Here is a 13,254-nt window from a genome sequence, read left to right as displayed (position 1 = left end):
TGGCGATGACCCTCCCGCCTGCGCCGGCCAAGCGCGACCCCGTCGATGCCGCTTATGGCCGCGAAGAACTTTACGCGCGGCTGCTGTCGCTGCGGGTACGGATCGTCTTGGTGCTGGCGGTGTTTGCGTTCCTGCCCTTCATCACCCTGCCCGTCACGTTGCCGTATTTCTACGGCATCAGCCTACTTTTCGTGGTGTCGAGCTGGCTCCATTACCGCATCGCCAAATCCGGCGATCGCAGCGCGGCATGGTCCTATGTCTTCGCCGCCTTCGACGTGCTGCTGATGACGTGGATCGTCATCGTGCCCGTCCCCTACATCGAGCCCTTCGTACCCCAGGGCGCCCAGCTGTGGTTCGGCAACCAAGTCTATCTCTACATCTTCATCGCCGTCTCGGCGTTCAGCTATTCGCCGGCCGTCGTCGCCTGGAGTGGCTTGGTCGCGGCGGCGGCCTGGTGGGTCGGCGTCGTGTGGATCCTGCAGGACCCCCAGACCTACATCTTCGAAGACTTCCAGGCGCTCTTGGCGATGAGCATCGAGGAACGCAACACGGTTCTTGCGAACTACCACCGCGTCGATATCGGTATCCAGTCCCAGGCTGCGTTCATGTTCGTCATCGTCGCAGGCGCCCTTGCGGCCTTCGTTTGGCGCGTGCGCAAGCTGGTCTATGCCAGCGCGGCCGCCGAACGGGCCCGCGGCAACCTCGCGCGTTTCTTTTCGCCCAACATCGTTGCCGAACTTTCCAGCCACGATGAACCGTTGCGCACCGGTCGCCGCCAAGACATCGCAATCATGTTCGCCGATATCGTTGGCTTTACCGACCTCGCCGAAGACCGTTCGCCTGACGACGTCCTGGCGCTGCTGCGTGAGGTACACGGCATCGCCGCGCGGCAGGTCTTCGCCCATCACGGTACGCTCGACAAATATTTAGGCGACGGCGTCATGGCGACCTTCGGTACGCCGACTACTGCCGAGGACGACGCCGACCGTGCCTTGGCCTGCGCCCGCGCCATCCTGACCGACCTCAAAGTCTACAACGCCCACCGCAGCGGGCCGCCGGTCCGCCTCGGGATCGGGTTGCACTACGGCGATGTCGTGCTGGGCGACATCGGCAGCGAACAGCGCCTCGAATACACCGTGATCGGCGACACCGTGAACGTCGCCAGTCGGCTCGAACGCCTGACCCGACAGATCGGCCAAGACCTCGTCATCAGCGACGCCCTCTACCGGCGCCTGCGCAACCCGGCCCTGGCGGAGGGCCTCGCCAAGGGCGAACCGCGCCAGTTGCGCGGCCGCGAGGAGCCGGTGGCCTTTTGGTATCTCTCGCCCTAGGCGTTCCCCGCCCCGCGGCGCTCCAATATCCAAAACGACAACGGTACGCCTAAGGCGAGCACCGCCATCGGCCACAGGACCGACATCACCGTGCCGTCGAACAACAAACCTGCGACCGCGCTCATCCCCGCCGCAAAGGTGCCTTGCGAAAACCCGATCAACGCCGAGGCGGTCCCCGCCACTTCCGGGTGAGGCGCCAGCGCCCCGGCCATACCGAGCGCGACGACAAACCCCATCGCGAAGCCGATCGCGCCCAGCAGGACGATCAAAACCGCGATCGATGCCGCCCCGGCCAAACCGATCCCGGCCATCGCGGCGCTGAACACGGCAACGGCCACCGCCGCCGTGACAAACATGCGCCGCCGGTCGACCCGACGCGCCAAGGTTCCAGCAAGGAATGATCCCAGCGCGAGGCTGCCGGAAATCGCGGTGAAGACGAAACCGAAATGGGATGGCGCCATGCCGAGCACATCGACGAACATGAACGCACCCGCCGAGATGAACGTGAACATGCTGCCGAACATGAAACAGATGCTGGCCGTGTAAGAGAGAAAGGCGCGGTCGGCGACGAGGCGCACGATCCCTGTCCGGGTGATCGCGACTTGACGCACCAACGTTTCGCGCACAGGGATCGTTTCCGCGAAGCGGCTCCAGATCAAAACGAAGAAGATCGCCGCCAGAACGACATGGAGGGCGAAGATGATCTCCCAGCCCAGCGATACCGCGAGGAAACCGCCTGCGACCGGCGTGATCGCCGAGGTGAGCCCGATCACCACCATCGTGAAGGCCAGCATTCGCGCTGTGCCCGCCGGATCGTGGGTATCGCGGATCACCGCCCGGCCCGCGACCTGACCAACCGAGACGGCGAGCGCCTGGACGAACCGCGCGCCGGTGAGAGTTTCGATCGACGGCGCGACGATACACACGGCACTGGCCGCCGCGACCAGCACCATCCCGGCCAAAAGCGCGGGCCGCCGGCCGAACACGTCCACGAGCGGCCCCGACACCAACTGCCCGATGGCAAAGCCCGCGAGATAGACGCTAACCGTCAACTGCGTTGCGCCGGGCCCGGCACCGAACGCCTCGGCCACCAACGGCAGGGCCGGGACATACATCTCCAGGGTCAACGGCCCAAAGGCCAACAGCCCGCCGATGAAAAGGATGAAAACGAACGAATTGGGACGCTGCACGCCGCGACCCTAGGGGCTTCGCGGGTCTGGAGCGAGGGGATTAAACAACATTATTAATAGTGTGATACAAAATAAAATACATTGACTCTTGTTATTTAAATCATACTTTGTGTTTCAACTGTTGTTTTGAGCGCCTGGAGCACGTTGGACCGAGGCGCCGGTGAGATGATGAAATCCTTTCCGATCTTCCTGTCGTTGCAGGGCCGTCCGGCGCTGGTCGTCGGCGACGGTCCGATGGCCGCCGCCAAGGCGCGCTTGCTGCACGCCGCCGGTGCGCGGGTGACCCGCATCACCAACCGGATCGAACCCACACCGGCCCCGCAGCCGGAGGACGAATCCCACGTGTTGGAACGGCCCTTCCAGATCGCCGATGTAAGTCGTTTCGCGCTCGTCTACAGCGCCACCGGCGATGCGCTGGAGGATGCCCGCGTGGCCGCCGCCGCCCGTGCGGCCAACATCCCGGTCAACGCCGTCGACCGGCCCGCCCTGTCGACGTTCATCACCCCGGCGATCGTCGACCGCGACCCGATCACCATCGCCATTTCAAGCGGCGGCGGGGCGCCGGTCCTGGTACGTGGGCTGCGCCAAAAACTCGAACGCGAGTTGCCCCGGCGCATCGGCCGGCTCGCGGCGTTCGCGGACAGCTTCCGGGCCGCCGTCAAATCGACCATCGGCGACTTTAGCGCGCGGCGCGCGCTGTGGGACGACGTCTTCGGCGGCCCGATCGGCGACGCCGTCCTGCGCGGCGACGAAGTCGGCGCCCGCGAGCGCATGATTTCGCGGATCAATCGGCCCGCCGCGCCGCATCGCGGGATCGTCCACATTGTCGGCGCGGGTCCGGGAGACCCTGACCTCCTGACCCTCAAAGCGCTGCAGGCGATGCAACGCGCCGACGTGGTGCTGTACGACCGACTCGTCAGCCCCGAGGTGCTGGATTTCGCCCGGCGCGACGCCGAGCGCATTTTTGTGGGAAAGCGTCCCGGCAACCCGACGATGCTCCAGGACGAGATCAACGCGCTGTTGGCGCGCCGCGCCCAAGCGGGCCAGCGCGTGGTCCGCCTCAAAGGAGGCGATCCGTTCATTTTCGGGCGGGGCGGCGAGGAGGTCGCGCATTTGCGCTCCCGCGGGGTCGAGGTCGTGGTTGTTCCTGGCATCACCGCGGCAGCCGGTTGCGCGGCGGCGGCACAAATTCCGCTCACGCACCGCGACCATGCCACCGCCGTCACCTTCGTCACCGGACACGCCCAAGACGGCGAACCCGATCTCGACTGGCGCGCGCTGGCTTCCTTCGGTCAGACGCTCGCGGTCTACATGGGCATAGCCCAGGCCGACGTAATCGCCGAGCGCCTAATCGGTGCCGGGCGCGACCCGGCAACGCCGGTGTCCATTGTTGAAAACGGCACGACCGACAAACAACGCGTCGTGTCCGGCACCTTGCGCGGGCTTGGCCGGCTCGTGTCTGGCAACGCCATCGCCAGCCCCGCGCTTCTCATCGTCGGGGCCGTCACCCTGGCCGCCGCAGAGGCCGACCGCTCGGTCGAGGCCCTGCACGCCGCCGTATAAAGGAGAACGTCATGAGCGCCCAAGTCGTTTCCGCCAATCGCCTCGATACAGGGCGGGTGGTCTATCTCGCCCCAGATGGGCAATGGATCGGCGCCCTCAGCGAAGCAGAAGTCGCGCGCGACCGTGCGACCGCCGAACGGCTTCTGCGGCGCGCCGAAGGCGCGGTGATCGACCGGCGCATCGTCGCCCCCTATTTGATCGACGTAACCGCCGCCAGCGCGGCCCCCCAGCCGCAACGCCTGCGTGAGCGCATCCGCGCCACCGGTCCAACGATCGGCCCCGCAACCCCAACCCTAGCCCTCTAATGGCCGCCACCTATCGCTACAACGAAGCGGATCGCACCCTGGTCCGCGAGCGAGTCGCCCAGTTTCGCGATCAGGTCGGGCGCCGCCTTGCCGGCCAACTGAGCGAGGACGCCTTTCGACCGTTACGCCTGATGAACGGATTATATTTACAGCTCCACGCTTACATGCTGCGCGTCGCCATCCCCTACGGCACGCTGTCCGCGGACCAAATGCATGCGCTGGCCGACATCGCACGGCGGTACGATCGTGGTTTCGGCCACTTCACCACGCGACAAAACATCCAGTTCAACTGGATCGAGCTCGCAGAGGCACCAGACTTGCTGGCAGACCTCGCCGACGCCGATATGCACGCGATCCAGACCAGCGGCAATGTGATCCGCAACGTCACGGCGGATCACTATGCCGGCGCCACCGCCGACGAGATTGACGATTCGCGGATCTATGCGGAAATCATCCGTCAGTGGTCGACGCTGCATCCTGAATTCTCCTTTCTCCCGCGCAAGTTCAAGATCGCGGTTACCGCCAGCGCCACCGATCGAGCGGCTCTCAAAGTCCACGACATCGGGGTCCGTCTGTTCAAGCAGGGCGACGAACGTGGCTTCGAAGTGATGGTGGGGGGCGGCCAAGGGCGCACCCCGATGATCGCCAAAACCGTGCGCGAGTTCCTGCCCGAACGCGATTTGCTCAGTTATCTCGAGGCGATCTTGCGGGTCTACAACCTGCACGGTCGCCGGGACAACAAATACAAGGCGCGCATCAAGATCTTGGTCCACGACCTCGGCGCCGACGTCTTTGCCGCCGCGGTGGAAAAGGAATGGCAGGCCATCAAGGACGGACCGCTGGCGTTGCCCGAGGAAAAGGTTGCGCGCATCCGCCGCCACTTTCATCCGCCGCCGTTTTTGGACTTGGATGCACCGAACGCCCTGCGGCTAGCCAAGGCGCGGCGCGATCCCGCCTTCGACCGCTGGCTCAGGGTCAACACGAAACCCCACAAACAGCCCGGCTACGCGATTGTCGACATTTCGCTGAAGCCGACTGGCGGCATCCCCGGTGACGCCACGGCCGAACAGATGGACGCCGTGGCCGATCTCGCCGCACGCTACAGTTTCGACGAAATCCGTGTCACCCATACCCAAAACTTGGTCCTGCCGCATGTCGAAGAAAGCGCTCTCTACGATGTGTGGCGCGCACTCGACGACCTCGACCTCGCGACACCCAACGTCGGACTCGCCGGCGACATCATCTCGTGCCCTGGCATGGACTACTGCACGTTGGCCACGGCGCGATCGATACCCATCGCGCAGGCGATCAGCCATCGTCTCGCCGACTCCGATGTCCAAGAAGACCTCGGCACCTTAGGGATCAAGATCTCCGGTTGCATCAACGCCTGCGGTCATCACCATGTCGGCAATATCGGCATTCTCGGCCTCGAAAAAAACGGGCAGGAGTATTACCAGCTCACCCTCGGCGGCGATCCGGGGCACGACGCGTCGCTCGGCGTGGTTGTCGGCAAGTCCTTTTCGGCTGATGGAATCGTCGATGCCGTGGAGAAGATCACCGAGGCCTATCGCCGCATTCGCACGCCCGGCGAGAACTTCATCGCGACCTACCGCCGCGTCGGTCCCGCCCCGTTCAAGGAGACCCTCTATGCCGCTGCTTAAGGACGGCGCTCTCGCCGACGATCCCTGGCAGCACGGGATCGGCACGCTGGTCGACCTCGAAGCCTGGCACGCCGGTCGAGACGCCTTCCTTGCACACAACGCTCCCCTTGGGCTTGCCCTCAAGCCGGGCGACGCCGTGGAAACGCTCGGCGGCGACATCCACCGCTTTGCATTGATCACCCTTGATTTTCCCACGTTCACCGACGGTCGACCGTATTCCGTGGCGCGCCTGTTGCGCGAGCGCTACGGCTACGTCGGAGAACTGCGTGCCACCGGCGATGTCCAGCGCGACCAGTTATCGTTTCTCAAACGCTGCGGCTTCGATGCTTTCGAGGTAAGCCACGATGGCGCGGTGCAAGATTTTGCCGCTGCCGTGGCGGAGATCAGCGTCGTCTATCAACCGGTCTCCTCAGGCGCCCACGACCGCGGCTAAAGCCGCCCCACGGTCATTCGTTCTTCGTTGCTGGCGCCGGCGCCGCGAGTTCGACAACCGGCGATCCTGCGCCTTCGCCCGGCGTGCGGCTTAAGTCGCCCGTCACACACCCGCCCTTCTCGACCTCCAGCGCGTCATAGACGACCGTCCCGGTGACCTGCCCCGAGCGCCGCACGCTCAAGCATCCCCGCACGGTCAATTGACCGTCGAAGCGCCCGTCGATTTCGGCGCTCTCGACTTCGGCACTTCCCTTGACCTGACCGCTTGCCGAGATTGCAAGAATCCGCGCGGCGATCGTCGCTTCGACATCGCCCTCGACCGTCAACCGGTCGCATGAACTGACCTCGCCCTTAAGCCTCAGCCCCCGCCCGACATGCAGGTTGGCGTCCTCGCCCGGAGCGCTCGCCGCCGGTGGCGCGTCCGGCCACCAGCCGGGTTTGGGTTTATCGGGCAAGCCGGTGCTTTGCCGGCTCGCGACAGGCTCTGCTGGCGGCGCCTCGGCGGCAGTGCGGTTGCGCAGGGATTTGAATCCGAGGGGCGATTTGTCCACGACGCTGTCTCCATTGTTGCTTGGTTGTCGGAGACAGCGTGCCTGCGGAATGGGGCGTGGATAGGATGCCAATGTGGCAAAAGCGTGCCGCCCTATAACAACAGTGCTGCCGCGCCCGAACCAAACAACATCACCAGCGACACCCAGCGGAACCAAGCAATCGGCGCGCGCGCAAACAGCCGCGCGCCGAACCAGGTCGCCGCCATGAACAGTGGCGCGAGTGCCAGCGCCCGGGCGATGCTCACGGCGCCCGCGCCGCCCGCGACCAAGAGCGAGGCTTGCACCACGATCAAACCGGCAAAGACCGCGAGCACGATGCGCGCCCGCTGCAGGGCTGGCGGTTCCGGCGCCGACAGAAAATAGGCCACGAGCACCGGCCCCGTGATCCCGGCGATCCCGCCCATGAATCCGGCGACGCCGCCGGCCGCCGCCTGTATCGCCGGTCCGCGCCGACCGTGATAGGTCCAGCCGGTTGCCAGGAGCACCCCCGACAGCAGCACCAACACGCCGATGATCCGGCGCACCAACGTCGCATCCAACGACACCAGCAGGGCCGCCCCCAAGGGAATCATCGCCATTTGCGCAATCATCAGGGGTGCCATCTGCCGCCAAGACACCACCCGGGCCGCCGCCGGCACCAACTGCGCCGATCCCAACAGCGAGGTTAAGCTGCCGACCGCGATTCCGCCAACCGGACCGAACAACAAGGCCAGTAACGGTACCGCGAACAACCCCGAACCGAACCCACCGGTATAGCCATGCATCACCCCGGCCACCGCAAAAACCACTGCGGCATAGACAAAAGACACGGTATAGGCCTCGGCGAAGAACTCAGGCATCCCAGGCTCACAGGTCGGTGGGTTGGCGCGCGCGCCACCAGACTTATATAACCGGGGCGGTCGAACCCAGGAGAATCAGCGCCCATGACTCAATCACGCGATGCAGAGGCGCGAACCCTTGCGTTCCTGAGCGGCCTTGTGGACAGGGCCATCAAGGCCGGTGCAGATGCCGCCGACGCCATTGCCGCCGAAAGCGTTTCGCTCGCCGTGTCGCAACGCCTGGGCAAACACGAAGACCTCGAGCGTTCCGAAGCCGTCGACCTCGGCCTGCGTGTGATGTTGGGCCGCCGCCAGGCCATTGTGTCCTCGACCGACCGCAGCGAGGCAGCCGTCGACGAACTCGTCGCCCGCGCAGTCTCCATGGCCAAGATCGCGCCCGAAGACCCGCATATCGGCCTTGCCGACGCCGGCCTCATCGCCACTTCCTGGCCCGACCTCGACCTCGTCGATACGGTCGAGCCCACGCCCGAGGATCTCTATGCCCGCACCGCTGCCGCCGAGGATGCGGCCCGCGCGGTCCCCGGCGTCACCAATTCCGAAGGCGCCGACGCAAGCTGGGGCCGCAGCACCGTGGCGCTGGCCACTTCGAACGGATTCGCCGCCGCCTACAGCGGCACCTCGCACTCGGTCTCGGCCTCGGTGATTGCCGGTACCGGCACCGGCATGGAGCGCGACTACGACTATTCCGCCGTGCGTTTCGCCGCCGACCTCGACGATCCCGCCGCGGTCGGTCGGCGTGCCGGCGAACGCGCGGTCAAACGGCTCAACCCGCGCAAGGTAAAGTCGGCCGCCGTCCCCGTGATCTTCGATCCGCGCATCTCCAACGGCCTGCTGCGCCATGTCGCCGGGGCCATCAATGGCGCTGCCGTGGCGCGCGGAACCAGTTTCTTACGCGACAAGCTCAACCAAAAGATCTTCGCCGACGGCATCGTCATCGTCGACGATCCGCACCGTAAGGCAGGCATGGCCTCGCGGCCGTTCGACGGCGAGGGAGTCGCCAACCGGCGGATGAACATCGTCGAAGACGGCGTGCTGACGACGTGGTTGCTCGACACCGCGACCGGCCACCAACTCGGCATGACCTCGACAGGTCACGCCACCCGCGGCGCATCCTCGCCACCTTCGCCCGGCACGACCAACCTGTATATGGAACCCGGCGCCCTAACCCCCGACGCCCTGATGGCCGATATCGCCTCGGGCTTCTACGTCACCGAATTGATCGGCTACGGCGTCAACGGCGTCACCGGCGATTACAGCCGCGGTGCCGCCGGTTATTGGATCGAAAACGGCGCCCTCGCCTACCCGGTCAGCGAACTAACCATCGCCGGCAACCTCAAGACCATGTTCCTCAACGCCACCCCGGCCAACGACCTCGAATTCCGCTACGGCACCAACGCGCCGACGATCCGTATCGAGGGCCTGACCGTGGCCGGCGCGTGACGACGGCGCGCAACCGGCACGACGATCTCGGCGCCGACCACCTGCTGCTTCTCGAAGCGGTGCGCGAGGCCGGTGCCTTGGCGCTGCGCTACTTCCGCACCGATGTCGAAGCTTGGGACAAATCGCCCGACAACCCGGTCAGCGAGGCCGACCTCGCGGTCGATCGGTTGCTCCGCGAGCAACTCACCGGCGCCCGCCCGGATTTCGGTTGGCTCTCGGAGGAGACCGAGGATAACGCCGAGCGGCGCACCAAGAGCCACGTGTGGATCGTCGATCCGATCGACGGTACCCGCGCCTTTTTACGCGGCGACGCCCAGTTCGCAGTGTCGGCGGCACTCGTGGTCGACGGCCACCCCGTGTTGGGTGCGGTCTACAACCCCGCCACCGATGAACTCTTCGAGGCGATCAAGGGCGGCGGCGCGCGGCTCAACGGCACCCCGATCGCGGTGTCGACCTGCACCGATCCGGTCCGCGCCCGCATGCTCGCGTCCAAACGCACCTTTCGCAATCACGATTGGGCCGCTGTCGCGGACGGCGCCGAGTTTCATTTCGTCAACTCGATGGCCTACCGCATGGCCGTCGTCGCCGACGGTCGCTACGACGCCACGATCACCATGACCAACAAGAGCGAATGGGATATCGCCGCCGCCCACCTTATCGTCGAGGAAGCCGGCGGTTGCGTTACCCGCGTCGACGGGAGCCCGATCACCTACAACCGCGAACACGTCCACCACGACAACGTCATCGCCGCCTGCCGCACGCTCCACGACATCCTCGTCACGGGCCTCAAGACCTAGGTGCGATCATCCTGACCTGACGTCCGGGCCGCCGGGCGCCCTCAAGGTCGCGATCATCAACGGTGCCTCCGCCACCTCGATCTCGACCGGGGTCGTCAGGCGGTTGTCGCCGTCAAGCTGCACCGGTTTGCCCGCCGGTCCGGCGATACGCAGCCGCTGCACCGGCAAAATCCGCACATCCGGCAAACTGGGCAACACTCCGCGCAGGTAGGCCGCGCCATAGCGCATCAGGTTCCACCGGCCATGCCGCGTGCCGATCAGCACATGAAGATCGCGCCCGGTCAGCCGTGCCTCCGGGGCCACAACCTTGTCCCCGGCATAGCGCGATGCGTTGGTGACGATCACCGAGGAAACCCGGTGCGTCTCGCCTTCGATCTCGACATCGAACACCGTGTTGCCCTCGGCAATCAGCGCCCGCACGAGCGCAATGTAATAGGCGGTCTGCCCGAACAATTTTTTCAGGCCGGGCGAAAGAAACTTCACCGCCGCCGCATCGACGCCCGCGCCGGCGGTCAACAAAAAGTGTCGGTCGTTGGCCCGGCCCACCGTCACCGGGATCAGCGGCCCTTCGGCCAGGACGCCGGCTAGGCCCGCCGCATCGCGCGGCAACCCAAGTTCCAGGGCCAAAACATTGATCGTGCCCAGCGGCAGGGTGGCAAAGGCGGGCCGGACCCCGTCGCGGGTCATCAACCCGTGCACCACCTCGTTGATCGTCCCATCGCCGCCCGCCGCGACGACTACATCGGCATCGGCGGCGCGGGCGAGGGCGGTCGCATGACCCGGTTCTATGGTCGCAATGATCGCCGGCACAATCCCGCGCGCGCGCAGCGCCGCGACCACGCCGTCCAACAACGCGGTGCGCCGTTTTCCCGCTGCCGGGTTGTGAATGATGAGAATGCGCCGCGCCATCTGCGGCCCCGGCCTCAGTCGGGCTTGATCCAGATCGCGGTATCGTGGAACGCCGCGCCGCCATTGGGCGGCGGCGAATCGGCACCGGTCAACGCGTTGATCCCGATCCCGTCCACGAACGCTTTGTTGGGCCAGATGCCTTCCACGACCACGACGTCGGGTTGCAGCCCGTCGAACACCTTGGCGTGGACCCGCACCTGCCCGCGTGTATTGCCGAGCGTGACCAGCGCGCCGTCGGCCACGCCCGCGGCCTGCGCCGCCTTAGGGTGGATCAGCACCCGAGGGCGGCCCTCGCGTTTGGTCGAGGTCGGCGTCTCGGTGAACGAACTGTTGAGATAGCTGCGCGCCGGTGCGGTGACTAGGCGGAAGGGATGCACCGCGTCGACTTCCTCGATCACTGCCTGATGGTCGGGCAGCGGCGGCATGACGGCGGCGGCGGGCCCGAGTTCGTCCCAGCGCGGCGCGAAATGGAACTTGCCATCGCGCGTGGGAAAACCGCCGACGAAATGCGCAGTGTCGAAATCGGGGACGCAGTCGAGCCAGTTGTCGTCCCACGCGTCGATCGTGGGCCAGCCCGAGGCCGTCAGCGTCGCGTCGATCAAGTCGCGGGCGCTCATCTCAAACCCCGGATGGACCGCACCCAGCCGCTTCGCCAGGCCGCAAATCACCGCATGGTTGGGGCGCGCCTCGGCCAGCGGTTCGATCGCTTGCAGGCCGAGTTGAAGATAGGAATGACCGCCGCCGGAATAGAGATCGTCGTGTTCGAGAAACGTGGTCGCCGGCAACACCAGGTCGGCGGCCTCGGCGGTTTCGGTCATGAACTGCTCGTGCACGCACACAAAGAGATCCTCGCGGGCGAAACCTTGGCGCACCCGGTTGTGGTCCGGCGCGACCACGAGCGGGTTGGTGTTTTGCACCAGCATCGCTGTCACCGGCGGTCCCTCGCCCAAGTCCAGCTTGTCGCCGGTCAACACGGCGCCGATGCGCGACATGTCGAGCACCCGCACCGAGGCATCGACCGCATCCAGCCCCTCGATCAAAGTTTGATCCAGATGAAAGCAATCCGAGTTGCTGAAAAACGCGCCGCCGCCCTGGACCAGCCACTTGCCGGTCACGCTCGGCAGACACGATACCGCATGGACGTTGGCCGACCCGTTGCGCGAGCGCGAAAACCCGTAGCCCACGCGAATAAACGCCCGCTGGGTCGCCCCGTATTCGCGCGCGAAGGCAACGATCTCGTCGACGCTCAACCCGGTGATGCCCGCCGCCCAGGCCGGCGTGCGCGTCTTGAGATGTTCTTCCAGCTTTTCCGGCACGTCGGTATAGCGCGCCATGTAGTCGCGGTCGGCATAACCTTCGGCGAACAGCACATGCATCATCGCCGCCGCCAGCGCGCCGTCGGTACCGGGGCGCAAACAAATGTGCTGATCGGCGACCTCGACGCTGCCGTTGCGGTAGGGATCGATCACCACCAGCTTGGCGCCGCGCTCCTTGCGCGCCCGCGCGACGTGGGTCATCACGTTGACCTGGGTGGCCACTGCGTTGGTGCCCCACAGCACAATCATGTCGGCCTCGGCCATTTCGTAAGGACTGCCGCCAACCATGCCGCCGACCCCGGCCTTCCAGCCCGGGTGCACCGTGCCGGTGCAGATCGTCTTCTTCATGCCCGAATAGCGCATGACGTGGCGCAACCGGTTGATCCCGTCGCGCTGCACCTTGCCCATGGTGCCCGCGTAGTAATAGGGCCACACCGCCTCGGCACCGTGCGCCTGGGTCGCTTGCACGAATTTCTCGGCTACCAGGTCCAGCGCCGCCTCCCAATCGATCGGCGCAAACCCGCCGCCCGGCTGTTTGAGGAGAGGTGTCGTCAGACGGTCCGGGTGATGCACCCGCTCGGCATAGCGCGCTACCTTGGCGCACACGACCCCGTCGGTATAGCGCTGGGTCTTGGCCCCCCGCACCCGCCCGATGGTCCGCGCATCGAGGCGCTCCACCTCCAGCGCGCACTGGCTCGGACAATCGTGGGGACAGGTGGTGAGAACCGTCTGGGGCATATCCATGCTCGCCACGTTAATCAGCACCCGCGAACGCGGCAAGGTGGGCGCGGCAAGACGGCCTCCGATACCGTCCATCACGAAACAACACCGACAAACCCCCACCGCCCAAGGACCATAGGGGGTTTGGCCCGGAATCCGCGGCCATGCTAAGGTCCGGCGCAACGACGACGGGACATGCA

General features: G+C 65.8%; 12 protein-coding genes. 7 read left to right on the top strand and 5 right to left on the bottom strand.

The genetic code is table 11. The annotated features are described in order from the left end of the window. Positions 1-5 precede the first annotated feature (5 nt). Positions 6-1,331 carry an adenylate/guanylate cyclase domain-containing protein gene (locus RID42_07020; protein MEQ8247418.1) on the top strand — a complete coding sequence of 442 codons (1,326 nt, stop codon included), beginning with the start codon at positions 6-8 and terminating at the stop codon, positions 1,329-1,331. Here RID42_07020 and RID42_07015 read toward each other — a convergent pair. Then, a complete protein-coding gene (locus RID42_07015) occupies positions 1,328-2,521 on the bottom strand; it encodes a multidrug effflux MFS transporter (GenBank protein ID MEQ8247417.1) in 1,194 nt (397 codons plus the stop codon). The two genes, RID42_07020 and RID42_07015, sit on opposite strands and share 4 nt — an antisense overlap. Positions 2,522-2,686: 165 nt before the next feature. Here RID42_07015 and cysG point away from each other — a divergent pair, with 165 nt between their 5' ends. Genes cysG through RID42_06995 form a run of 4 tightly spaced genes read left to right on the top strand, consistent with a single transcriptional unit; the run spans position 2,687 to position 6,483 of the window. Then, the gene (cysG, locus tag RID42_07010) at positions 2,687-4,084 is read left to right on the top strand and encodes a siroheme synthase CysG (protein MEQ8247416.1); all 1,398 of its coding nucleotides are present in this window, start codon (positions 2,687-2,689) and stop codon (positions 4,082-4,084) included. Positions 4,085-4,095: 11 nt separating this feature from the next. After that, positions 4,096-4,389, top strand: a complete 294-nt coding sequence (locus tag RID42_07005; GenBank protein MEQ8247415.1) for a DUF2849 domain-containing protein — start codon at positions 4,096-4,098, stop codon at positions 4,387-4,389. Next, positions 4,389-6,050: a nitrite/sulfite reductase gene (locus RID42_07000; protein ID MEQ8247414.1), complete on the top strand. Its 1,662-nt coding sequence runs from the start codon at positions 4,389-4,391 to the stop codon at positions 6,048-6,050. The genes RID42_07005 and RID42_07000 overlap by 1 nt, the downstream gene beginning before the upstream one ends. Continuing rightward, complete coding sequence (locus RID42_06995) at positions 6,037-6,483, top strand: DUF934 domain-containing protein (protein ID MEQ8247413.1); 447 nt, start codon at positions 6,037-6,039, stop codon at positions 6,481-6,483. Before RID42_07000 ends, RID42_06995 begins: the two co-directional genes overlap by 14 nt. A gap of 13 nt (positions 6,484-6,496) precedes the next feature. Here RID42_06995 and RID42_06990 read toward each other — a convergent pair whose 3' ends face one another. Both RID42_06990 and RID42_06985 read right to left on the bottom strand, forming a co-directional pair. Continuing rightward, a complete protein-coding gene (locus tag RID42_06990) occupies positions 6,497-7,033 on the bottom strand; it encodes a polymer-forming cytoskeletal protein (GenBank protein ID MEQ8247412.1) in 537 nt (178 codons plus the stop codon). 92 nt (positions 7,034-7,125) lie between these two features. Beyond that, on the bottom strand, positions 7,126-7,872 hold the full coding sequence (locus RID42_06985; protein MEQ8247411.1) for a sulfite exporter TauE/SafE family protein: 747 nt from the start codon (positions 7,870-7,872) through the stop codon (positions 7,126-7,128). A gap of 84 nt (positions 7,873-7,956) precedes the next feature. Here RID42_06985 and RID42_06980 point away from each other — a divergent pair, with 84 nt between their 5' ends. Beyond that, positions 7,957-9,312: a TldD/PmbA family protein gene (locus RID42_06980; GenBank protein ID MEQ8247410.1), complete on the top strand. Its 1,356-nt coding sequence runs from the start codon at positions 7,957-7,959 to the stop codon at positions 9,310-9,312. Then, positions 9,309-10,109, top strand: coding sequence for a 3'(2'),5'-bisphosphate nucleotidase CysQ (locus RID42_06975; protein ID MEQ8247409.1), 801 nt, complete (start codon positions 9,309-9,311; stop codon positions 10,107-10,109). The genes RID42_06980 and RID42_06975 overlap by 4 nt, the downstream gene beginning before the upstream one ends. Before the next feature lie 6 nt (positions 10,110-10,115). Here the strand turns inward: RID42_06975 and RID42_06970 are convergent, their stop codons facing one another. Next, positions 10,116-11,018 (bottom strand): diacylglycerol kinase family protein, encoded by a 903-nt coding sequence (locus RID42_06970; protein ID MEQ8247408.1) that lies wholly within the window; start codon positions 11,016-11,018, stop codon positions 10,116-10,118. A gap of 14 nt (positions 11,019-11,032) precedes the next feature. Continuing rightward, a complete protein-coding gene (locus tag RID42_06965; GenBank protein MEQ8247407.1) occupies positions 11,033-13,072 on the bottom strand; it encodes a molybdopterin oxidoreductase family protein in 2,040 nt (679 codons plus the stop codon). Positions 13,073-13,254 lie beyond the last annotated feature (182 nt).

The sequence above is a fragment of the Alphaproteobacteria bacterium genome (assembly GCA_040216735.1).
Taxonomy (GTDB): domain Bacteria; phylum Pseudomonadota; class Alphaproteobacteria; order SHVP01; family SHVP01; genus CALJDF01.
Note: the sequence above shows the minus strand (reverse complement) of the source record. Positions and strands in the feature narration are given on the sequence as shown.

What these genes read in the sequence shown, in the direction of transcription:
- RID42_07000 (MEQ8247414.1), top strand. Translation starts at nt 4,389, where the DNA reads ATGGCCGCCACCTATCGCTACAACGAAGCGGATCGCACCCTGGTCCGC.
- RID42_06980 (MEQ8247410.1), top strand. Translation starts at nt 7,957, where the DNA reads ATGACTCAATCACGCGATGCAGAGGCGCGAACCCTTGCGTTCCTGAGC.
- RID42_07005 (MEQ8247415.1), top strand. Translation starts at nt 4,096, where the DNA reads ATGAGCGCCCAAGTCGTTTCCGCCAATCGCCTCGATACAGGGCGGGTG.
- RID42_07020 (MEQ8247418.1), top strand. Translation starts at nt 6, where the DNA reads ATGACCCTCCCGCCTGCGCCGGCCAAGCGCGACCCCGTCGATGCCGCT.
- cysG (MEQ8247416.1), top strand. Translation starts at nt 2,687, where the DNA reads ATGATGAAATCCTTTCCGATCTTCCTGTCGTTGCAGGGCCGTCCGGCG.
- RID42_06965 (MEQ8247407.1), bottom strand. Translation starts at nt 13,072, where the DNA reads ATGCCCCAGACGGTTCTCACCACCTGTCCCCACGATTGTCCGAGCCAG.
- RID42_06995 (MEQ8247413.1), top strand. Translation starts at nt 6,037, where the DNA reads ATGCCGCTGCTTAAGGACGGCGCTCTCGCCGACGATCCCTGGCAGCAC.
- RID42_06985 (MEQ8247411.1), bottom strand. Translation starts at nt 7,872, where the DNA reads ATGCCTGAGTTCTTCGCCGAGGCCTATACCGTGTCTTTTGTCTATGCC.
- RID42_06970 (MEQ8247408.1), bottom strand. Translation starts at nt 11,018, where the DNA reads ATGGCGCGGCGCATTCTCATCATTCACAACCCGGCAGCGGGAAAACGG.